Genomic DNA, 23,197 nt, shown 5'->3' with positions numbered 1-23,197 from the left:
TATATATTACTTCTTGCTGCGTAGCAAGAATTGCTTGCCTCTGACTGCTCTAAGGACGCATCCTTCATGACTACTGCATTTATATGTTCCCAAAAAACGCTCTGCATAACCATCCATCATTTTTAACCTATTAATTTTAAATTCAAAATCTTCACAAATCTGCTTATATATCGTAGAATTTGTGTCTATTTCTGCACTTCTTTCATCTAGCAACTTCTTGAGTTTTTCAATCTCCTTTTCATTGGACCATTCTTTCAGCCATTTATCTCCAAAATGATATCTATCAATTTTATATCCGCTTAACACTTTATTTATTCTTCCTAACAATCTTGCTGATTTGATCATTAAATCATTAGGCATTTCAAACATGTTGTAGGAATTACCTATGATATGTTTCTGTACATGAATGAATGTATCTATCTCTAAAACTCGATATGTATTTACCCTCACGGTTGCAAATAAACGAAGAAGTCGTTATCCCATTTTCATTAAGATATTTGCAAATCTTTATTTCCTCTTCTAAGTTCTCATAAGTAATCTTTTCTTGGAATTCTTTTAAAAAATATCTTTCGTTTGAGTTAGGTCAGTTTACAAGGAACTACACGCAGACCGTGAAACGGGCTGCTGACAACAAACGGCGCTATGCTCCCGGCTGGGTGCATAGCACCTGTTTGTTGCGGGGGTTTCCAAAGGGGGCAGCGCCCCATTTGGCACACGACTTTGCGGAGCAAAGTGTAGTGTGTTATACGCTCTGTCGGCGTTGCCCTGAAAATACCGTTGCCGCCGGGGAGGGCAAGGGCATTTGACGCGGCAGGAAAGCAGGGCTTTGTTTGGGGCTGGTAAGCCGGAAACAAAGGGCTGATTTCAGCAGCAGACAGGGCGTATTATGAAAGCCCCCGTCCCTCGTCCTCCGCCCCCGGCCTATGGGACAAAAAGTCCCAAAGCTCTGGACACCGTGACCAGATGTGTGGCCACACTCCGGGAAAAGTAGCAGGACGGCAGGAAACCGTCAAGGCTGAAATGAATGGGCTGACGCCCGGCCTTGACCGTTCCCCGCCGCCCCGCTGGATGGGTGGACAAGGTGGCCAATCCCTAAAAGTGTTTGGCCGCACTCGTTCATTTTGGGGCCTTTCTTCTCCCAAAATTGAAATGGGCGGGAAAGCCCTAAAATGGCTTTCCCGCCTTGATTACCCAGTAGCAAAGACGGGCGAGACTGTCAACGGCGGCGCTGAAAGCGCCGTTCATCTTGACCGTTGACTGGCTCGCCTGGCTTTGCTACTGCCCGTAAGAGATGGAAAAACAAGATGGAAAACAAGGTTAAAAATGGTTGACAAGTCTATCGGATGTGTGTTATACTGTGCTACAGTTTGAGATTGGAAGGAGGCTTACGTGTGTTAATTTGAGTACGCTAATAAGCAATAAAAAGTAGAAGTACCTTTCCACATGATGGTGGGCTTTTTTTGCGTGCGTATGCAAAGGAACACGTAGGTTTGACACGAGCAGTCTTTGAACTGTATCGTGGTGTTTTTTCGTGCTTTGTTGTTATGCAGGCGTCTGCCCTCTCTGTGGGACAACGCCTGCTTTTTATTGCAGAAACAAAGGAACAATGCAATAAAAAAGGAGGTTCGCATTATGACCCAAAACAACAATTCATGGAGAAAAACTTATTTTACACTTCTTGCCGGACAAGCAATATCCTTTATTAGCAGCGGTATTTTGCAAATGGCCATTATCTTTTATTTGGTTGCGAAAACTAATTCTGCAATCATATTGACGGCGGCAACACTGATTGGATTTTTGCCGCAAGCCTGTTTAGGCCCGTTTGCAGGTGCTTTTGTTGACCGGCACAGCCGTAAAAGCGTAATGATTGGTGCGGATTTGATAATTGCCGCCGCTGGCGGTATTCTGGCGCTGGTGGCGTTTTACATGGAATTGCCCGTATGGTCTATTATGGTTGTCCTGTTAATCCGAAGTGCGGGAACTGCTTTTCATTCTCCAGCATTCAGCGCAGCAACACCTATGATTGTGCCAAAAGAGGAACTTACAAAATGCGCTGGTTACACGCAGACCATGCAAGCAGTAAGTGCGATTATCAGTCCAGCTGCCGCAGCGTTTTTATATGCTGTTTGGCCTCTTAATGCAATTATATTGTTAGATATTGTGGGTGCAATCCTTGCCTGTGTGACTGTTGCGATTTCGTCCATACCAACGCCTGAACTATGTCCAGAAACGAAAAGACAACAGTTTTTACAGGATATGAAAGAGGGGTATGTGGTATTAAAGCAAAACAGGGGCCTCTTTGCTCTGCTCTGGATTGGTGTAATTTATATGTTCTTTTATATGCCAATCAGTACGCTTTTTCCTCTCATCTGTATGTCATACTTCAAAGGAACACCGGCCCATGCCTCTGCCGCTGAAATTGCTTTTGCGGTTGGTATGCTGCTTGGCGGAGTCATTCTGAGCATTTGGGGCGGTTTTAAGAAACGGCGGTACACCATCGGTCTTTCCGTTCTCCTGATGGGCGTTAGCATTATGCTCTCCGGGCTTTTGCCGCCAGACGCATTTCTTGTCTTTGTTGTGTGCTGTACTGTTATGGGAATTTCCGCTCCATTTTACGGTGTGCAAAATGCGATTTTTCAAGAAACGGTCAAACCAGAATATCTGGGGAGAGTTTTTTCTCTACTGACAAGCGCCGCTTCCCTCGCCATGCCGTTTGGCCTTGTCATTTCCGGGCCTCTGGCGGAGCGGCTGGGAGTTGAGAAATGGTTTGTCATTTGCGGAATTGGCATTATCATCGTTGCGCTTGCCGTATTTTTACTACCCGGTTTGAGAGAGATTGACAATACGCAATAATCAACTGCACCTTTTTCTATTACTAAACAAAATGCCTGGATGGTGGTTCTGAAAAACCAGAACCGCCGTTCAGGCATTTTTTATCTTCGTCCTCTCTGCGGTTTTGGATTCTTCAGCAAGTCGGATTTTTCCGCAATCTTTTTCAGCCACTTCCGTTCTTCTACTGACAGCTTCCTAAAATTCAGCTTGAGCCGTTTGCAGATAAACGCCAAGTACGCTTGTTCCGTGTCGCTGTCCTGGCTGACGATTTCACCAGCAGTTTCCAGCATTTCTTTTAGCGGGTTATCCTCTGGGACGCTGAAAAAATCGTCCTTGTGTGTTTCCCGCAGAGCAAGGGCAATCCCGTTTATGTCCCGTTGTATCACATAGCGGCAAAACTCGTCCTCATCAATATGGGCGGTGATAAGCTGTCTTAACTGCGTATCACTCATGCCAGGATTATGCTTTTTTATAACAGTTGCGCTCATCGTGTCCACTATGGCGTTTGCACCCTGCGCCTGTTTCAGTGCCGTTCCGTTCACATAGATTTCAAGGTCAGCCATCAGCCGGGGGAAATCCGGGTGCGCCGCCAGCTCACACAGCAGGGTATTGTCTATCCTCCCGCTTTTCAGCAGGTCAATCATTTCATCACTCAAACGCAGGTCTGCAAGATCGGCGTTTGGGTGATTTTTCATTTCAGACAGCCCCAGCAGATAATCAGCGGTCACACCGTAAAACTTCGCCAGCCGGATAAGGGCATAGTGGCTGATGTCCTTGAAGTCTTCCGTTTCGTAACTGCCCAGCGCAGACTTGGAAAGCCCGGTCTGCTCCGCAAGCTGCCCCAGCGTCAAGCCACGCTCCACACGTAGGTCTTTTAATCGCTCTTGTATGGATAAAGACATATTCACCCTCCTTGCTAGCTCAACGAAAGAGAAGCCGTTATGCTATGTACTATGCTCATAGCATAACGGCATAGGCATTTACAGTTTTATTTTACCATTTGCTACATCTTCACGAAATTTATCAACAAGCTTCGCTGTCAGCTTGGATTTACCGTAGTGTTCAAGTACAAAAGTACGATAACTTTTTCCATCTACAAGCACATCACTTTTTCTGGTCAACAACCAATTTCCGTTACCTCCTCCCTGTTCTCTAATATTCCAGTCTTTCCCATAACTTTTATAGATTTCATCTTTTTTACCTTGAACAGACATTGATTCGCTTGGAATATAAACAATTTGCATAATAGCTCCTCCTTTATTTTGTGCAAGAAGACCAGAAACCTGAATTTGTCTTTTATCTTTTTTTGATTATATCACAAATCCGAGAGCGTGGAAATAGGGAGTTTTTCAGGCTGATTTCCTACCTCTTGGATATACGGCACAGGCGGTCAAAAAGGTGTAGACTTGGGATAGTTCATCGATGGACAAGCACCTTGGAAACAGAACACGCCAAAGAAAACGGAGGGACGCATGAGCAAAAGACCCTATCAACACCTGCCGCCGCTGGAACACAGGCCGGACGGCTCCCCCTACCGCATAACCCCGCCCCAGAAGAGACGAGCCAGCGGCCTGATACGCCGGGAGTGCTGCAACTGCGAGGACGGAAACTGCCTTGCGCTGGACGATGGCGACACCTGCGCCTGTCCGCAGATGATTTCGTTCTCCGTCTGCTGCAAGTGGTTCCGCTGGGCGGTCTTGCCGCTGGACAGGACGCTGGAAGCGGAGATTTACCGGGACAGGGACTTGAAACGCTGTGCGGAGTGCGGCGGTGTGTTCGTCCCGAAGTCCAACCGGGGCAAATACTGCCCGGACTGCGCCGCCAGAGTTCACAGGCGGCAGAAAACAGAAAGTGAACGGAAAAGGAGGTCTGCTGTGGACAGTTAAGAGCGGGAAAAGCCTTGATTTGCAAGGCTCCGCAAGCCCTCAACCGGGGCGGCTGGTATCATTTATCATTCGCCCCGGAAAACGGGCCTCTAACCGTCCACAAAACACGCTATGACAAACACGATTTATATTCACCAGCCGGAAAAGGCGTTCAGTTTCACCCGGCTCCCCAATTTCCTTTTTGAAGCACCCACATTCCAGCCCTTGAGCAACGAAGCGAAGGTGCTGTATGCCTTTGTCCTGCGCCGGGCGGAGTTGTCCCGGAAGAACGGCTGGGCGGACGAGTACGGGCGGGTCTACCTGTACTACCCCATCTGCGAGGTGGTCGCTTTGCTCCGCTGCGGGCGGCAGAAAGCGGTCAACACCCTGCGGGAGTTGCAGTATGCGGGGCTGGTGGAAATCCAGAAACAGGGCTGTGGAAAACCCAACCGCATTTACCCGAAATCCTATGAAGCGGTTCCAAACACCGACTTCAAGAAATCCGGTTATGGTACGCCGGAGGGCTGAAAACCGTACTTGGCGAGTACGAAAATCAATCCTCTTGAAGTACGGAAATCTGACGGTATATAGAAATACAGAGATTAAAACCATCTATTTACATTCATTCCATTCCAATCCTATCAGAGATATTTTCGGCGGGAAAACCCGCCGGAAAGGAATGGAATGGGGAAAGGAGTTCAATGGCACAACACGCAATTTTGCGATTTGAGAAGCACAAGGGCCACCCGGCGGGGCCGCTGGAAGCCCACCATGAACGGAAAAAGGAGCAGTACGCCAGCAACCCGGACATTGACACCAGCCGGAGCAAGTACAATTTCCACATCGTCAAGCCGGATGGCCGCTACTACCATTTCATTCAGAGCCGCATCGAGCAGGCCAGATGCCGCACCCGCAAGGACAGCACTCGGTTTGTGGACACGCTGATTACCGCCAGCCCGGAGTTTTTCAAGGGCAAGTCCCCAAAGGAGATAGCGGCCTACTTCCAGAGGGCGGCGGACTTCCTCATTGACCGGGTGGGCCGGGAGAACATCGTTTCGGCTATGGTACACATGGATGAAAAAACGCCCCATCTGCACTTGGTCTTTGTGCCGCTGACAAAGGACAACCGCCTGTGCGCCAAAGAAATTATCGGCAACCGGGCCAATCTGACGAAGTGGCAGGACGATTTTCACGCCTGTATGGTGGAGCAGTACCCCGACCTGGAGCGTGGGGAAAGCGCCAGCAAGACGGGCCGGAAGCATATCCCCACCCGGCTGTTCAAACAGGCGGTCAACCTCTCCAAACAGGCGAGGGCCATTGAAGCGGTTCTCTCCGGCATTACCCCGCTGAACGCCGGAAAGAAGAAAGAGGAAGCCCTCTCCATGCTGAAAAAGTGGTTTCCGCAGATGGAGAACTTCTCCGGGCAACTGAAAAAATACAAGGTCACAATCAATGACTTGTTAGCGGAAAATGAAAAGCTGGAAGTCAGGGCAAAGGCCAGCGAAAAAGGCAAGATGAATGACACGATGGAACGGGCGAAGTTAAAAAGCGAACTGGACGATATGCGGCGGCTGGTTGACCGTATCCCGCCGGAGATTTTAGCGGAACTGAAACGGCAACAGCGGCAGCATGGAAAGGAAAGGTGATCTTATAAGTAATATCAGATACAAAAAGGAAATCGAAATCGTGACTTTTCAGGGAAAGGAAATCACACTGGAAAATCTCTCCCCGGTGTTCACGCCGGAACAGGAAGCAGCCAAACGCCGGGAACTGGAACAGCAGCTTTATGAGGTGTTCCGCAAGTACGCCGACAAGCGGGAGAGTGAGGAAGCCGGGACATAAGGTTTTCCAAACCCATCATTGATTTGCGGGGCTGCTGGCGGTATAATAGAACTGTCAGCAGCTCCGTTTCTTTTTTAAGAAAAGGAGCGACAATATGAACAATCGGATAGACGCAATCTATGCAAGACAATCGGTAGACAAAAAGGACAGCATTTCCATTGAAAGCCAGATTGAATTTTGCAAATACGAGTTGAAAGGCGGTAACTGCAAGGAATACACAGACAAAGGGTACAGCGGCAAGAACACAGACCGTCCGAAGTTTCAAGAACTGGTGCGGGACATCAAGCGGGGCTTGATTGCAAAGGTCGTGGTTTACAAGCTCGACCGTATCAGCCGTTCCATTCTGGACTTTGCCAACATGATGGAGCTGTTCCAGCAGTACAATGTGGAGTTTGTGTCCTCTACGGAAAAGTTTGATACCTCCACGCCGATGGGACGGGCCATGCTGAATATCTGTATCGTGTTCGCCCAGCTTGAACGGGAAACGATACAGAAGCGGGTAACGGACGCTTACTACTCCCGCAGTCAGCGGGGCTTTAAGATGGGCGGGAAAGCCCCTTACGGCTTCCATACGGAGCCTATCAAGATGGACGGTATCAACACAAAGAAGCTGGTGGTAAACCCGGAGGAAGCGGCCAATATCCGGCTGATGTTTGAGATGTACGCCCAGCCCACAACTTCCTACGGGGACATTACCCGGTACTTTGCCGAACAGGGGATTTTGTTCCATGGCAAAGAGCTGATACGCCCCACGCTGGCGCAGATGTTACGCAATCCTGTCTATGTGCAGGCAGACCTTGATGTGTACGAATTTTTCAAAAGTCAAGGTACAGTCATTGTCAATGACGTTGCCGATTTTACGGGCATGAACGGCTGCTATCTGTATCAAGGGCGAGATGTAAAGGCCAGCAAGAAAAACGACTTAAAAGACCAAATGCTGGTACTGGCTCCCCATGAGGGTATCGTCCCCTCCGACACCTGGCTGACCTGCCGCAAGAAGCTGATGAACAACATGAAAATCCAGTCTGCCCGGAAAGCCACCCACACATGGCTGGCAGGAAAAATCAAGTGCGGGAATTGCGGGTATGCTCTTATGAGTATCTACAATCCCTCCGGCAAACAGTATCTCCGCTGCACGAAACGGCTGGACAATAAAAGCTGTCCTGGCTGTGGGAAAATCATCACTTCGGAACTGGAAGCGGTTGTTTATCAGCAGATGGTAAAGAAGCTGGCAAGCTACAAGACGCTGACAGGAAAAAAGAAAGCGGCAAAGGCAAACCCGAAAATCACCGCCCTGCAAGTGGAACTTGCCCATGTAGACAGCGAGATTGAAAAGCTGGTGGACAGTCTGACGGGGGCAAACAATGTCCTGTTCTCCTATGTGAATGTGAAGATAGCGGAACTGGACGGGCGCAAGCAGGAACTTCTGGCAAGGATAGCGGAGTTGACTGTGGAGGCCATCAGCCCGGAACAGGTCAGCCAGATTTCCGGCTACCTCGATACCTGGGAGAATGTATCTTTTGATGACAAGCGGCGTGTGGTGGATTTGATGATCACCACCATAGCCGCCACAAGCGACAGCTTGAACATCACATGGAAAATCTGACTGGCGGCACCCCTCCCGTCAGATACCTACCCTGTGTAGTCCCTTGTAAACTGTACTTTCGAATATAAATAATAACAATTTGCACTTCCTAATTCCGTTTTTTCAACTTTATCTATCCCTAAATCATATGCATTATTTATCCAATTTCTCAGCTCATTATTATTGATAAAAATTGATTGTTCTACCATCTCTTCTTCCTTCCATCATAAATACTTATTTTTTCCAAAATATTACCCGGCCTTTGTAATTTAAATGTTATTATGCAAATATTTTTTTAGTAAATTTTTATATAACCTTACTATTTTACCACCCTTCTTAATGGTTTACAATGCGTGTTCCGTACACTTTTACCACTATATGCAAAACTCTTGTAAGTCCCACCCCATATTTTTCATCCCACTTTCAATTATGGGCGCAGCCCTTGTCCAACTCCTTGCTACGCCCCTCTATACGCAAAAAACGGGGCGTGGAGGATTACGTCGCAATCTCCCACGCCCATTTAGTTTACATAATTCATGTTATATCTCTTCATTTTGGGCGTATGCGCTTCTTTCTCGAATCCTACGCCCAAAAGACTTTATTCTTCTTCAAACATATCGTCTAATTTTGTACCGCATTTGCTGCAAAATGTAGCTCCTTCTGGCATCTTGTTGCCGCACTTTGGACATTCTAATGCACCTTTGATTGCTAAAATCTCTGCGTGCATTCTGTTAATTTCCTCTAATGCCTCTGTGATGTTTGCAAACTGTTCTGCCTCCTGCGGGCTCATTTCCTCTGCATCTTTATGTGCCTGGTAATAAGCTCTTCCCAGTTCTTTGTACTGATTTTCTACGAAATCCTGTTTGGACTTTAAGTCGAGACGAAGTTTCGCAATTTCCGAAACATCTTTTGCTTTCTGGGAAACCTCTTTTCCCGCTGTAAATAAAGAATCTTTTACATCATCCAATACTGACATTTTAATTTCCTCCTTATCAACTTCAATTCCCCGGTGCGCCATTTTGTGGCGCATAACAATTGTTTACCTATCTATTTTACCGCTTTTTCCTAACGAATACAAATATAAACCACATAAGCGGCATAAATTGCAAGCATGGTGACGCCTTCCCAGCGCACAATTTTCTTTTTGGACCATGCGAAAAGCCAGACGAGAATGCTCATGGCAACCAGAATCACAATATCAATGATATTTTCTGTGATGAATTCGACCGGACTGATTGTCGCCGCAATACCGAGCACAAAAAGAATATTAAAGATATTGGAACCGATCACATTACCAAGCGCCATATCGACTTCATCTTTCTTTGCAGCGACGATGGAGGTTACAAGCTCTGGCAGGCTGGTTCCGAGTGCAACGACGGTAAGCCCAATCAAGGTCTGGCTGAGTCCTAATGCTGCTGCCACAACAGATGCGCCGTCGACAACCAGATCTCCACCGATTGCAATCGCAATTGCTCCACCGATAATGTAAATGATGCAGCGCCAAACCGGAAGAATTTTGATATCTTCTGCTTCATCCACAACAATTTCGTCATCCAATTCCGCTTCCGGGTTAATAGAGCGGGCTTTTTGTGCAGATTTAATCATCCAGAATAAAAATCCTGCGAAGAATACAATCAGAATCACACCATCGATATGTCCCAGCGTCATTCCAAAGAATCCAAGAACCAATAACAGCAACGCACAGATGACGGAAAATGGAAATTCTTTTTTCATTGTGCTTGCAGTAACGGTAAGTGGCGTAAACACGGCACAGAACCCACATACCACCATCAGGTTAAAAATATTAGAGCCAACCGCATTACTGATTGCCAGTGAATTGTTGTTGGTGATGGAAGCCGTCACACTGACCGCACATTCCGGCAGGCTTGTCCCCATTGCCACAATCGTAAGACCGATAATAATGGATGGCACGCGCAGCTTCTTTGCAACAGAAGAACTTCCTTCCACGAAAAAGTCTGCTCCCTTAATCAAAAATACAAATCCGATTACCAAAAAAAGAATTGCTTTTCCAATTTGTAACATCGTCTTTCCTCCTAAAATGCGAGCACACCAAGATGCTCTAATAAAATTTTAACACCGAGCAGTACTAAAATGATACCGCCGGCAAGTTCCGCTTTCTGCTTATATTTGCTGCCGAAGAAGTTACCAATATAAACACCGATGATTGAAATTACAAATGTAGTTATGCCGATAATAATAATTGATTCCACAATTGGGTAATCCAAAAATGCAAATGTAATACCAACCGCCAGCGCATCAATGCTGGTTGCAATCGCAAGCACAAACATTTCCTTGATGTTGAGTGGTGGGTCCATCTCTTTTACTTCTACGGATTCATCATCTGGTTTTACTGCTTCCACAATCATTTTTCCACCAATAAATCCAAGTAAAATAAAGGCAATCCAATGGTCAATACTTGTGATATACTGCTCAAACTGAATGCCCAGTGACCAGCCAAGCAGTGGCATCAATGCCTGAAATCCTCCGAAAAATAAACCGATGACAATTGCCTGTTTTTTGTTTACCTTGCGCATCGCAAGGCCCTTACAGACGGATACCGCAAATGCGTCCATGGAAAGCCCGACTCCCATTAAAAATAATACAATAAATAGCGACATATTTTTTCTCCTTTTCCTTTGTCTACATGAAAAAAGAGACTCGATGTATGCAAAAAATCCAGTCTCCCTGTCCTCAATGCATACATGAGTCTCATTCTTTAAGATTTGCCAGGTCCCCTGATAGAAACTTCCATCGGTCGCCGGTATGTTGACAAATCACGTTTTACGCGAACTACTCCCTCACGGAATATGATGGCTGCCAGCCATGTGGCAGCTTTTGTATACACCCACAGGTGTATATTCAATGTTTCTTAACTATACGTTATTTGAGAATCATTGTCAATTAAATTCTGCCATCTTTTTGTATCTTTTTTTGCACAATCTTACTTCTGCAAAAATTTATCCAAGGAGCTGCATAATCTCTTCTTTTGTGAAGGATACGGAATCCATCCCATCGCCCTCTAAGACCTGCTCGGCAAGATGTTTTTTCTTTTCCTGAATCTGAACAATCTTCTCTTCTATCGTTCCCTCGGAAACGAGCTTATATACAGTGACAATGTTCTTTTGTCCGATTCGGTGTGCACGGTCTGTCGCCTGGTTCTGGACTGCAACGTTCCACCATGGATCATAGTGAATGACAATGTCTGCTGCCGTCAGATTCAAACCGGTTCCTCCTGCTTTTAGGGAGATACAGAATACAGATGTATCATCTTTGTTAAAGTTCTCTACCATCTGCATACGTTTCTCTTTGTTGACAGAACCTGTCAGTTTGTAATAAGAAATTCCTGATTTTCCTAAGCGGTCACACAGACGGTCTAACATCGTCGTAAACTGTGAGAACAGCAATACCTTATGACCACCATTGACAGCGTTTTCAATTAATTCCATACACATATCGCTCTTTGCGGACCCACCCGGGTAGTCTTCAAACAGCAATGCCGGGTCACAGCAAAGCTGGCGAAGCTTGGTAAGTTCTGCAAGAATCTGGAACTTCTCGGACTTAAATTCTGCATCCGATTTATTGTCGAGCATCTGGTGCATATGCTGTACGTGTGCCTGGTAAAGTTCTTTCTGCTCACCTTCGAGTTTTGCGAATACATTTTCTTCCAGCTTCTCAGGAAGGTCTTTTAATACATCACCTTTGAGACGGCGCAGGATAAACGGACGAATCATACGCTGCAAACGCTCCATCTTATTTTCATCCTGATTCGTCATAATCGGAATCTCAATCTCTTCCCTAAACTTCTGGTACGTATATAAAAATCCTGGCATTAAGTAATCAAAAATACTCCAAAGCTCACTTAAGCGGTTCTCAATCGGTGTTCCGGTCAATGCCAGCTTAAATGCTGCGGTAATCTGTTTGACGCCTTTGGCAGCCTGTGTGCCTGCATTCTTGATGTACTGTGCCTCATCGATAACCTGAATTGCAAAAACAAGATCCTTATAATGCTCTACATCACGTTTTAAAAGGTCATAGGATGTAATTAACACCTGTCCCTCTTTTGTGCCTTTAATAATGTCTTTTCGCTCGCTTGCGCTGCCGGTTACCATGACTGTCTCCAAAGACGGTGCAAACCGCTCAACCTCTTTCTGCCAGTTGTATACAAGAGATGCCGGGCAGACAATCAACGAACGTTTCTTCTCTTTTTCCCCCGCCTTGTACTCTTCCTCCTCCGCCAAAAGAAGACTGATGACCTGCAAGGTCTTACCAAGACCCATATCATCGGCTAAGATTCCGCCAAAACCGTTTTCACGCAGCGTCTTTAACCACATAAAACCATTTTTCTGATAGCTTCGCATAATGCCTTTTAAGGAATCTGACACCTCGTAATCACTGTCCTCGATGGTTTTCATGTTGCGGACCATCGCCTTAAACTCCTTATTCTTTTCAACTGTCAGAAGATTCATGTTCTTTAATGACGCGTCAAGATACATCGCGCGGTATTTTGGTACAATCACTTTTCCTTTTTTCAGATTCGTCTCGCTTAGGTGCAAATCTTCGCTAATCTCAGCAAGAAGACTGACACCGTCCTCTGCCACATCTAAGAAATCGCCGTTTTTCAGGCGGATATATTTCTTTTTCCGGTCATATTTGGACAAAAGATAGGCAAGCTCGTCGCTTGACATTTCCCCGGATTCAATGTTTAGCTCCAGAAGGTCGCTCTTTAAGTTGACGCCAACGGAAACGCTTGGAGAACCAACCACCTTAAGTGCCTGGAATCCCTGTGACGTATAGATTGTCATGTATCGGCTGAGACGCTGCAGCCCCCCGGAGACAAGCTGGTAAAGCATATCCTCGTCTTTTGCCAGCATAAACAGGCTCTGGTTTTGATCCATCTGATTGAAATATGGCTCTACCAGACTTTTCATGCGGAGTTCCTCAGAGACATCGCGCACCTCGCCCGGCTGGATTTTCAGCAGTACATTGTACTTGGAATCACCGTAAACCGCCATGAGTTTTGCGCCGACAAGGTCATTTTTCTTGCGGTCTAAGTAAAGCTCAAATTCCGGCTTCGGCGGAACATAAAGACTTTCATCAAAACCTTCTGCATTTACGTCAAAAGTTTCACGAACCAATGGCAGTAAATCACGGCAGAACATTGGAAGTTCTTCTGTTCCGATGAAGCACTCATTTCCAATCTGTCTGGTTAAAAAGTCGAAGAAATCCGAAACTTTTCCTTTTAATTCTGGTTTGCTTCGATAAATGATGCCATCCTCATAAAAATAGTAATGCTCCTGACCGTTAATCAGATTCAAATCCTCCAAAATGACATACGCTCCGTCACTTCCACCACGGAGTGTGAGCTTCGGCACTCTGTACTCCTCCGAAATCTGATAACGCTCCTCCGGACAGGAACCTAGCGTTGCAAAAAATGGTTCCGTTCCCATCGCTGCAAAAAAGCGGTCAATCCCCAGTGCATCCAACTCCATGGTTCTCTCGTAGCCGCCGGAATACGCATAATACGCATGATACTGGCTCTGACGTTTCTTATCGTCATCCATCTGTTTTAAAAAGGAAATGACCTTCTGCGCCTGCTTTGAAAATGCATGCATATTGTGATAAAAGTCTAGTTTTTTGCCATAATGAACTCTCTCGTTCTGGTGAATGGACTGCAAAAAGGACGATATATTTTTCAACACATATTTGTGGTCAATTCCAACCTTAAATTCTACTCTGGCATAACCGTAATCCATCTCAAAATACGGTTCTACCTCCACCTTTCCATAAATGGTCTCTGGCAAAAGGTAAACCGTATTTGCCCGGAGTGCATACTGATTCAGCACATTTTTCAAACCATTTGTGGTCTCATGCGGTGCATCAATCTCACCGCTTTCTTCTCTTTCACTGAGTGATTTTGCGCCACGTGCCATTAAAATATCTTTTGGCGTACGTCTGTTGATATACATGATTAACGCCGCAACGCAATGTTTACACAACCCATTATAATGATAAAATGCATCACATTCGCAGGAAAACGACTGAATATCGCCAAACTCCTCATCCACGGTTGCATTTACCTGATAACTGTTCCCTGTACTTCCATCTACGCGTGCTGTCAAATCTGCCACAGGCAAATCTTCCACCGTATAAATCTCATAGGAAAATTCCCTTACTGCGCCTTTTTCATAATAATCTTTGCCTTTTCGAAAAGTTGCCGGAAAGGCTTCCTCCCGGATGTCCGATAAACTAAACATCGTCACCCAATCCTCCTTCATTCGTTGTAATACCATATAATTTCCACAGCATGGAAGTATATACTCAATCTCTTTTTCCCATTTCTCTCACCCTTAATCGTCGAAATAGGCTATCTTTCAATTTTAACACAGAAACTGCAAAAAGGAATGGAATTTTTCCATTCAACGCGGAAAAATCCCATTCCTTTTTTCTAAATTTTTTGTACAATTTGACAAATTCCGACAATTTCCAAAGAAAAGTGAGACAAAAACTCATTCTTTCGTACTAGAACACTACTTTTACTTCGGTTCCCACGCCCTCTTCACTCGTCAAGCTAATCTGGGCTCCGTGCTGCGCCACGATATGTTTGACAATCGCAAGACCAAGTCCGGTTCCTCCGGTCGATTTCGAACGGCTCTTATCCACCCGGTAAAAGCGTTCAAACACACGGCTCTGATGTTCTTTTGGAATTCCGATTCCGGTATCTGCCACCAAAAGCATTGGTCTGCCGTCCTCAACCGCCGTCGTCACCGTCACCTTTCCACCTTTTTTGTTATAGCGTATGGCGTTGCTGCAAAGGTTGTATAAAAGCTCGTCAATCAACGTCTTATTTGCACTCATTGGCACGGAGGTACCCTCTTGTATCAGTTCAACCTCATTTTTGGAAGCCGGAATCTTAAGCGATTCTAAGCATTTTTTTGCACATTCATACAAATCAACCGGCTCTAACTCCAGCTCTAAGTTAGAGTCGTCTAACTCAGAAAGCTTAATCGTATCATTGATTAACACCTGAAGACGTTCTGCACTTTGATGAATCTCTCCTGCAAAATGTCTGGTGTCCTCCTCATTCGTCATCCCGCTTTCAATCAGTTCCGCATAACCGGAAATTGCCGTAAGCGGCGTTTTTAGCTCATGCGATACATTGGCGGTAAATTCCTGGCGCATTCTCGCATGATTTAAAATATCCATATGCTGCTTTTTGATGGTGGAAATAAACGGGCGCATCTCCTCATAGACTGCACTGTCGTCTACCATAACAAGATTGTCTGCTAACTTTTCAATCGGCTCCACCAGCCTTCTTGTCAGGATATGGGAAAACCAGATACATACCAGCAAAATCAGAATACTTATAATCACAATCAAAATCAGCAAGCTTGTCAGATAACGGTAAATGCTTCCGCTTTCTTTTCCGATTCGAAGTACCTCGCCGTTATCCATTTTCGTCGCATAGTAAAATGTATGCACGGAAGAAGTCTTTGAGCGGCGCATGGAAGTTCCCTCACCGTTTTGCAACGCCTCCTTAATCTCTGGTCTTTTGGCGTGATTTTCCATCGTTGCAGCATCCTGGGCACTGTCATAGTCAACACTTCCGTCCGATGCTACAATCGTGATGCGCAGTCCATCTTCACTCAAATCATAATTCAGTTTCTGCTCAAGCTGTTCTGGCTCGAACGTCTCAATTACATGCGCATTCGCCCTTAAATCTTCATAAATCTGTTCCGTCAGAAAATGAAAAAACAGAAACATCGCACACACCGCCGTAACTACAATTGCAGTTGCAGCTATGATGACAAATCTTTGGTTTAGTCTTTTTTTCATGATATCATATACCCTACGTTACGGACGGTTTTGATACAGCTTCCACTCTCGCCTAGCTTCTGACGGAGCGTCTTAATATGCATGTCGACCGTACGGCTTTCTCCTTCGTAATCAAATCCCCATACCTGATCCATAATCTTATTTCTGGATAACACAATTCCCTTGTTTAAAATCAGATATTTTAAAAGTTCAAATTCTTTGTACGTCAGCTCACAGACTTCTCCACAAACATACGCTGCATGGCGATCGTTATCCACAACGATATCCCCATATGTAAGTTTGGATGCCACCTGTGGTTTTGCCTGTGCACGGCGAAGCAAGGCACGCACTCTTGAAATCAGCTCCATCACACCGAACGGCTTTGTCAGATAATCATCCGCTCCAAGGTCTAAGCCTTTTACCTTATCTAATTCGGAAGTTTTTGCTGTTACCATGATAATCGGAACCTGCGCCGTACGCTCATTTGCACGCACTTTTGTCAGGATTTCCAAACCATCCTCACCCGGCAGCATGATATCTAAAATCATAAGATCCGGTACTTTTTGCTCCAGACGTTCAAACAATGTCGCTCCACACTCAAACTCTTCCACTTCATAGCCACTGTTCTTCAATGCGTAGCGCTCTATCTCCCGGATGTTGACATCATCCTCTACCACAAAAATATCTGCCACTGTCTCTCCCTCTCTTTCTGACTTTATTTCAGAAAAAGGATTGCCACTTCTGTAACAACCCTCTCTCCATCTATTTCTTATAAATCATATTTCTTTTTGAATGCTTTTACCTGCAGGGCAAACTGCTCAGACTCCTCCTCTCCAAGCTGCTCCGTAAAACTATGCTGCTCAACCTGCGTATCCCGAAGCTGAATCAGACATACCGCAATATTGGAACAATGGTCTGCCACTCTCTCAAAATTCATTGCAACATCCGACAACACCAGACCAAGTTCAATCGTACATTTTCCTTTGCGGAGACGTTTCATATGATGCTTTTTCACTTTCTTATTCAGACGGTCAATGACTTCCTCAAGCGGTTCAACGGTACGCGCAAGTGTCTCATCATTTGTCTCAAATGCCTTTGTCGTGCGGGTCAGGATGTCCTCAATTGCAGCACAGTACACTTTCATTTCTTCTCTTGCCTTCTTCGAAAAAGCGCTGTCGTCCTTTTTCATCTGTTTTGCGCTTTCCACCACATTTAAGGCATGGTCGGAAATACGCTCAAAATCTGTGATACAGTGCATCAGTGTTGTCACACGCAGACTGTCCTCGTAAGAAAGATTTTCGCTGCTTAATCTTGTCAGGTAGGCACTTACCTTATCATCATAAGTATCCACCCTTGTCTCTTTTTCTGCAACCTCCTGTGCCTTATTTTCATCGTAGGAAGCAAGCACGTCCATCGCCTGTAAAAAACTGTCCCTGGTTAGCTGTGCCATCTGCACCACCAGTGTGCGGCACTGTTCAATTCCAAACGCCGGTGATGTCAGGAATCTGTCATCTAACACATCAAATACATCGTTCGACTGTTTCTTTTCTTCTTCGGTCTCTGGAATCGTCAAGTAAGCTAATTTTTCGAGTCCCTTTGTAAACGGCAATAAAACTACGGTTGTAAATAAGTTAAATACACTATGAACCAATGCGATTCCGGTCACACCGACCACTTCGCTGGTAAATGCGAAATTAAAAATGGCATTTCCTAAGTAGAATAAGGTCAGGAAAATAACCGTACCAATCAGGTTAAAATATAAATGTACAAATGCTGTACGCTTTGCTCCTTTATTTGCACCGATTGCGGAAATCATCGCTGTCACACAGGTTCCGATGTTCTGTCCTAAAATAATCGGAATGACAGATCCGTATGTGAATCCGCCTGTCACGGACAATGCCTGCAAGATACCAACGGATGCTGAGGAACTCTGGATGATGGCGGTTAATGCGGCACCTGCCAGAATACCTAAAATTGGGTTATTGAACATTAATAACAGGTTCGTGAATTCCGGTACATCTGCAAGAGGCTCTACCGCTCCACTCATCGTCTCCATACCAAACATCAAGACAGCAAAACCGACTAAAATCTCACCGATATCCTTTTTCTTGTCGCTTTTGCCGGACATATATAGGATGACACCAATCATCGCCAAAACCGGAGAAAAAGAGGATGGCTTCAACAGACTAATCCATACACTGCTGCTTTGAATACCGGTAAGGCTTAACAACCATGACGTTACGGTTGTACCAACATTGGCACCCATAATAATTCCAATCGCCTGTGACAATTTCATGATGCCGGAATTTACAAAACCAACTACCATAACCGTTGTCGCAGATGATGACTGAATCACCGCGGTTACACCTGCTCCAAGCAATACTGCCTTGAGCGGGTTCGAAGTAAGCTGCTCTAGAATACGCTCTAGCTTTCCTCCTGACATTTTCTCAAGTCCAGCACCCATCACGCTCATTCCATATAGAAACAGCGCAAGTCCACCTACAAGTGTCAGTATTCCAAAAATATCCATCCTGTTCTCCTTTTACATACAATCAACTGGTCATCGTGAAAAAAAGCTTCTATAACCGTTATACCGCATTTTTTCTCACTTTGCAATTTACTATACTGAGACTATGTAAAAGAAATAAGAATTTTATGTAAAATCTATGTAAAATCCATTTTACAAAACAACAAATTGTTTCTTTTTAAAAGAGAAACCAGGATGGAAAAATTGTTTTTCTTTAGTCCTCATGCTCGCCTGTAATGGAGTAAATGACCCATTCTGCAATGTTGGTCGCATGGTCACCGATTCGTTCAAAATATTTTGCAACCATCAACATATCTGTTGCCTGCTCTCCATTTTTGACATTCTCATTGATCATCTGGATTAAGTGATGTTTGAACTGAATGAACAAATCATCTACGATATCGTCACGGCCAAGCACGTATCTTGCAAGGTCTAAGTCCTTGTTGACGAACGCCTCGACACTTTTGATTACCATGTTTGTCGTCTCTTTTGCCATTTCCTTGATGACACTCATATCAAGGCTTGCTGCATCGTAGGTTGCATCTGCCATCAGAATCGTCATCTCTGAAATATCAGCCGCATGGTCGCCGATTCGCTCCATGTCAGTAATCATTTTTAATGCTGCGGAAATCAGACGAAGGTCTTTTGCAACCGGCTGCTGCTGCAACAGCAGTTTCATGCAAAGATTTTCAATCTCTTTTTCCTGATGGTCAATCTCATTGTCAAATGCGATTGCTTTCTTTGCCTTTTCCACATCCTGCTTTACCAGTGCGGAAATTCCCATCTCAATCGCCTGTTCAATCAGACTTCCCATCTCAATCAATTCATTGTTCAGCTCTGCGAGCTGTCTGTCAAATCGATTTCTCATACTCTTTTTCCTCTCTTCCATTATTATCAACCAAAACGACCTGTAATATAATCTTCTGTCCGTTTATCCTGTGGAATGGAGAACAGCTTCTCTGTCTTTCCACTCTCGATTACCTCTCCTAACAGGAAAAAGACGGTCTGGTCGGACACACGGACTGCCTGCTGCATGTTGTGCGTTACCATAATGATGGTATATTTTTTCTTAAGCTCAATTGCCAGATCCTCGATTTTCGAAGTTGAAATCGGGTCAAGTGCGGATGTCGGCTCATCCATCAGAATCACTTCCGGTTCTACTGCAAGCGCTCTCGCAATACAAAGACGCTGCTGCTGTCCACCGGACATTCCAAGCGCACTCTTTTTCAAACGATCCTTCACCTCATCCCAGATAGCGGCATCACGAAGTGATTTTTCTACAATTTCATCCAGTTTTGCCTTGGAACGGATTCCGTGTGTTCTTGGACCGTAGGCAATATTATCGTAAATGCTCATTGGGAATGGGTTCGGTTTCTGGAATACCATGCCGACTCTTTTTCGAAGAAGGTTAACATCCATTCCTTTGTAAATGTCCTCGCCATCCAAAAGTACTTCGCCTGTGATGCGGCATCCTTCAACCAAATCATTCATACGGTTTAAACTTTTTAAAAATGTGGACTTTCCGCAGCCGGATGATCCGATAAACGCTGTAATCTCATTGGATGGAATACTCATGTTGATTCCTTTTAGCGCATGAAAATCACTATAATAGAGATCTAAGTTTGATATTTTAAATTTCTCTGACATATAATTCTTACCTTTCTTTTTACTGCCTTGGTGCCTCAAACTTCTTTGCAATCAAAGAAGACAGACCATTAATCAGGAATACGATAATCAGTAATACCACTGCGGTTGCATTTGCTTCATTCGTATGCATACCCTCTCTGGAAAGAGAGTACATATGTACGGATAACGTTCTACCGGAATCCAAAAGACCCGCAACATTTGCGACGGTTCCTGATGTGTAAATCAATGCTGCTGTCTCTCCTACAATACGTCCGATTGCAAGAATGATACCGGAGAGAATTCCCGGAACGGCTGCCGGAAGTACAATTTTAAAAATGGTACGAAGTTTTCCGGCTCCAAGTCCAAAACTTCCTTCCCGGAAAGAATCTGGCACACAAAGAAGTGCTTCCTCGGTTGTCCTCATCACGGTTGGCAATACCATAATGGCGAGCGTTGCTGCACCTGCAATCATGGAATAGCCCCACTTTAAGGCTGTTACGAAGAACAACATTCCGAACAATCCGTAGATGATAGATGGTATACCGGAAAGTGTTTCTGCTGTGACACGCACAATGTTGACTAACTTGTTTCCCTTTTTTGCATATTCCACGAGGTAAATTGCTGCTCCGACACCAAATGGAACAGAGAGAAGCAACGCAAAGAATGTCATCGTCAATGTATTAATCATCGCCGGCAGCATGGATACGTTTTCGGAATTGTATTCCCATGCAAAAAGCTTCGGTGAAAGGTATGGAATTCCATGAATCAAAATATAACCGACCAGGTAAAATAACACGCCAACGGTCAATACTGCTGCGAGCAGTACCAATATTAAAAGAAGGAAGGAACCCGGATGTTTGCGGTATGCAGACAAACGATCTTTTAATGTCACTTTATTAATTGCATGATTTTCTTTTGTTTTTCCACTTTTCACTGACATTTAATTTCCCTCCTTTCCTCTTCTTTTTAAAACAGAGAATGAAATATTAATGATTAAAATAAAGACAAAGAGCACAACACCGGTTGCAATCAACGCCTGTCTATGTAAATCTGTCGCATATCCCATTTCCATAACTATGTTTGTAGTTAGAGTTCGAACTCCCTTGAAAATGCTGTCCGGCACACGCGCCTGGTTTCCGGCTACCATCATAACTGCCATCGTCTCACCGATTGCACGTCCGATGCCAAGCACAACCGCTGCCATAATTCCTGATTTTGCTGCCGGAACAATGACGGTGAAAACGCTTCTCTCATGCGTTGCTCCTAATGCAAGTGCACCTTCGTAATAGGTATTTTCTACGGCGCGGATTGCGGATTCCGACACTCCGATAATGGTTGGAAGAATCATGATTCCAAGCAGAATAGAGGCCGTTAAAATGCTGTTTCCATCTCCTTTGAAATGTTCTCTGATGAACGGTACTAACACAATCAATCCAAAGAATCCATATACAATGGATGGAATTCCTGCCAAAAGATCTACGACCGGTTTCAAAATTTTATACAGTTTTTTCGGACAAAAACGTGCTAAAAAGATTGCCATCAAAATCCCAATCGGAACACCGATGATCAACGCACCGCCTGTCACGTAAATGCTTCCTAAAATCATTGGAAAAATTCCAAAGATACCATTTGTTGGTTTCCATTTTGTTCCCGACAGGAACTTCCAGACACCAATTTCTTTGAATGCCGGGAATCCATTTATAAATAGGAAGAAACAAATTAATCCTACTGCCACAATGGAAACTACAGCTGTCAATAGAAAGACAATTTCCATTAATTTTTCTTTTATACTGTTTCGTTTCATATATTCTCCAAATATGCGTATGACTGCGAAGTACCGGAGAGATTTTCTCCGGTTTTCCTCGCAGTGTTAACATTTATTTTTTACTTTTTTCTTTACTGTACTGCTGACCATTCTGTGATGTCGCCTACATAGATTCCTTTTACAGTATCGCTGGAAAGGTCTTCCACTGGGTTGTTCTGGTTTACGATAACTGCGATTCCGTCTAATGCGATAGATGTTGCTGTAAGACCAGCTTCTGTTTCAGAATCTTTTAATTCACGGGAAGCCATTCCGATGTCACATGTTCCGTCGATTGCTGCTGTCATACCTGTTGTAGAATCACTTTCCTGAATCTCAATATCAGCACCTGTGTTTACTTTCTTGTAAGCTTCTACTAATTTTTCCATAACAGGTGTTACGGAAGAAGAACCAGCAATGACAATTTTTCCTTCTGCACCGGATGTCTCAAATGCTGCTGCTGAATCATCTACGGAGATGTATCCGTTATCTTCGATTACTTTCTGTCCATCTGCACTCATGATGTAATTGATGAAGTCCTGTGCAACGTCGCTTACTTTTCCGTTTGTTGCAATGTTAAATGGTCTCTGGATGGTGTAGGAACCGTTTTTGATGTTCTCAACGGAAGCTTCTGCACCGTCAATCTTAACTGCTTTTACAGTGTCGTTTAAAGAACCAAGGGAAACATATCCGATTGCGTAATCATTTCCAGCTACTGTTGTAAGCATTACTTCTGTACTGTTTGTAATATTTGCTTCCTCTGTTGTGTTATCAATTTTATTTCCATCAGCGTCTTTTTCTTCTACTCCGAAAAGTTCGATGAATGCTCCTCTTGTACCGGAACCATCTTCTCTGGATACTACACTAATGTACTCGTCTGCATCAAAATCGCTTGCTGCGTCTTTTTCATCTGTACCTGCATCTGTTGCTGCAGCTTCTGTCTGCTTGTCTGTTGTTGTATCTGCTGCACTTGAGCCGCATCCAGTCAACATTCCGACTGCCAACATTCCTGTCACTAACATACACATTAATTTTTTCATTCTCTTTTCATCCTCCAAATTCTGTCTCCTCAACACGGACACTTCCGCCCGTTTTCTTTACGACAATTTGTTTTCCTTTTGACAAGATACACTTTAGCGGTGCCATGTAAAATTCAAATATGCGGCTTGGTAAAATATTTGTAAAATGAAAGTAAAGATTGGGAGGAATACGCATTTTTATTTGCAGGATATTGGTTGAAACTTTTGCTTTCACCCCTTATAATCATAGAAAAATGGATGTATTGA

At 44.5% G+C, this 23,197-nt stretch carries 22 protein-coding genes; 6 read left to right on the top strand and 16 right to left on the bottom strand.

Annotated features, from left to right (window positions below; translation table 11 throughout):
- Positions 1-6 precede the first annotated feature (6 nt).
- A complete protein-coding gene (locus BIV16_RS13355; RefSeq protein WP_159435929.1) occupies positions 7-360 on the bottom strand; it encodes a hypothetical protein in 354 nt (117 codons plus the stop codon).
- A 1,272-nt stretch (positions 361-1,632) separates the two neighbouring features.
- Between BIV16_RS13355 and BIV16_RS13350 the strand changes: the two genes are divergently transcribed.
- Positions 1,633-2,853, top strand: a complete 1,221-nt coding sequence (locus tag BIV16_RS13350) for an MFS transporter (protein WP_075680193.1) — start codon at positions 1,633-1,635, stop codon at positions 2,851-2,853.
- An 80-nt stretch (positions 2,854-2,933) separates the two neighbouring features.
- On the opposite strand, the gene BIV16_RS13345 is transcribed toward BIV16_RS13350, so the two are convergent.
- Positions 2,934-3,734, bottom strand: coding sequence for a helix-turn-helix domain-containing protein (locus BIV16_RS13345; protein ID WP_002575858.1), 801 nt, complete (start codon positions 3,732-3,734; stop codon positions 2,934-2,936).
- A 78-nt stretch (positions 3,735-3,812) separates the two neighbouring features.
- Positions 3,813-4,076, bottom strand: coding sequence for a hypothetical protein (locus BIV16_RS13340; protein WP_075680194.1), 264 nt, complete (start codon positions 4,074-4,076; stop codon positions 3,813-3,815).
- A gap of 228 nt (positions 4,077-4,304) precedes the next feature.
- Between BIV16_RS13340 and BIV16_RS13335 the strand changes: the two genes are divergently transcribed.
- From BIV16_RS13335 to BIV16_RS13315, 5 genes are all read left to right on the top strand, one after another.
- The gene (locus BIV16_RS13335; RefSeq protein ID WP_002575860.1) at positions 4,305-4,718 is read left to right on the top strand and encodes a cysteine-rich VLP domain-containing protein; all 414 of its coding nucleotides are present in this window, start codon (positions 4,305-4,307) and stop codon (positions 4,716-4,718) included.
- 111 nt (positions 4,719-4,829) lie between these two features.
- Complete coding sequence (locus BIV16_RS13330) at positions 4,830-5,225, top strand: replication initiator protein A (RefSeq protein WP_002575861.1); 396 nt, start codon at positions 4,830-4,832, stop codon at positions 5,223-5,225.
- A 173-nt stretch (positions 5,226-5,398) separates the two neighbouring features.
- Positions 5,399-6,343, top strand: a complete 945-nt coding sequence (gene mobV / locus BIV16_RS13325; protein WP_002575862.1) for a MobV family relaxase — start codon at positions 5,399-5,401, stop codon at positions 6,341-6,343.
- 40 nt (positions 6,344-6,383) lie between these two features.
- Positions 6,384-6,539, top strand: a complete 156-nt coding sequence (locus BIV16_RS13320) for a hypothetical protein (protein ID WP_002575863.1) — start codon at positions 6,384-6,386, stop codon at positions 6,537-6,539.
- Positions 6,540-6,633: 94 nt separating this feature from the next.
- A complete protein-coding gene (locus BIV16_RS13315) occupies positions 6,634-8,145 on the top strand; it encodes a recombinase family protein (RefSeq protein ID WP_002575864.1) in 1,512 nt (503 codons plus the stop codon).
- Between the two features lie 26 nt (positions 8,146-8,171).
- Here BIV16_RS13315 and BIV16_RS13310 read toward each other — a convergent pair whose 3' ends face one another.
- The 13 genes from BIV16_RS13310 to BIV16_RS13250 all read right to left on the bottom strand — a co-directional run bounded on the left by BIV16_RS13310 (position 8,172) and on the right by BIV16_RS13250 (position 22,951).
- The gene (locus tag BIV16_RS13310) at positions 8,172-8,333 is read right to left on the bottom strand and encodes a hypothetical protein (RefSeq protein WP_159435930.1); all 162 of its coding nucleotides are present in this window, start codon (positions 8,331-8,333) and stop codon (positions 8,172-8,174) included.
- 389 nt (positions 8,334-8,722) lie between these two features.
- Entirely contained in the window at positions 8,723-9,100 is a 378-nt protein-coding gene (locus BIV16_RS13305) for a zinc ribbon domain-containing protein (RefSeq protein ID WP_075680195.1), read from the bottom strand.
- 89 nt (positions 9,101-9,189) lie between these two features.
- Positions 9,190-10,167, bottom strand: a complete 978-nt coding sequence (locus BIV16_RS13300; RefSeq protein ID WP_075680196.1) for a calcium/sodium antiporter — start codon at positions 10,165-10,167, stop codon at positions 9,190-9,192.
- An 11-nt stretch (positions 10,168-10,178) separates the two neighbouring features.
- Positions 10,179-10,763: a manganese efflux pump MntP gene (locus BIV16_RS13295; protein WP_075680197.1), complete on the bottom strand. Its 585-nt coding sequence runs from the start codon at positions 10,761-10,763 to the stop codon at positions 10,179-10,181.
- Between the two features lie 339 nt (positions 10,764-11,102).
- Entirely contained in the window at positions 11,103-14,399 is a 3,297-nt protein-coding gene (locus BIV16_RS13290; RefSeq protein ID WP_075680198.1) for a DEAD/DEAH box helicase, read from the bottom strand.
- Between the two features lie 265 nt (positions 14,400-14,664).
- Positions 14,665-15,978: a sensor histidine kinase gene (locus BIV16_RS13285; protein WP_075680199.1), complete on the bottom strand. Its 1,314-nt coding sequence runs from the start codon at positions 15,976-15,978 to the stop codon at positions 14,665-14,667.
- On the bottom strand, positions 15,975-16,649 hold the full coding sequence (locus BIV16_RS13280; RefSeq protein ID WP_075680200.1) for a response regulator transcription factor: 675 nt from the start codon (positions 16,647-16,649) through the stop codon (positions 15,975-15,977). The genes BIV16_RS13285 and BIV16_RS13280 overlap by 4 nt, the downstream gene beginning before the upstream one ends.
- 77 nt (positions 16,650-16,726) lie before the next feature.
- Positions 16,727-18,487, bottom strand: coding sequence for a Na/Pi cotransporter family protein (locus BIV16_RS13275; RefSeq protein ID WP_075680201.1), 1,761 nt, complete (start codon positions 18,485-18,487; stop codon positions 16,727-16,729).
- Positions 18,488-18,698: 211 nt separating this feature from the next.
- Entirely contained in the window at positions 18,699-19,352 is a 654-nt protein-coding gene (gene phoU, locus BIV16_RS13270) for a phosphate signaling complex protein PhoU (RefSeq protein WP_075680202.1), read from the bottom strand.
- Between the two features lie 26 nt (positions 19,353-19,378).
- A complete protein-coding gene (gene pstB, locus BIV16_RS13265; protein ID WP_075680203.1) occupies positions 19,379-20,131 on the bottom strand; it encodes a phosphate ABC transporter ATP-binding protein PstB in 753 nt (250 codons plus the stop codon).
- Between the two features lie 19 nt (positions 20,132-20,150).
- Positions 20,151-21,050, bottom strand: a complete 900-nt coding sequence (gene pstA / locus BIV16_RS13260; protein ID WP_075680204.1) for a phosphate ABC transporter permease PstA — start codon at positions 21,048-21,050, stop codon at positions 20,151-20,153.
- Positions 21,051-21,914 carry a phosphate ABC transporter permease subunit PstC gene (gene pstC / locus BIV16_RS13255; RefSeq protein WP_075680205.1) on the bottom strand — a complete coding sequence of 288 codons (864 nt, stop codon included), beginning with the start codon at positions 21,912-21,914 and terminating at the stop codon, positions 21,051-21,053.
- A 92-nt stretch (positions 21,915-22,006) separates the two neighbouring features.
- Positions 22,007-22,951: a substrate-binding domain-containing protein gene (locus tag BIV16_RS13250; protein ID WP_075680287.1), complete on the bottom strand. Its 945-nt coding sequence runs from the start codon at positions 22,949-22,951 to the stop codon at positions 22,007-22,009.
- Positions 22,952-23,197 lie beyond the last annotated feature (246 nt).

Origin of the sequence: Roseburia sp. 831b, assembly GCF_001940165.2 — a bacterium.
Lineage (GTDB): Bacteria > Bacillota > Clostridia > Lachnospirales > Lachnospiraceae > Roseburia.
Note: the sequence above shows the minus strand (reverse complement) of the source record. Positions and strands in the feature narration are given on the sequence as shown.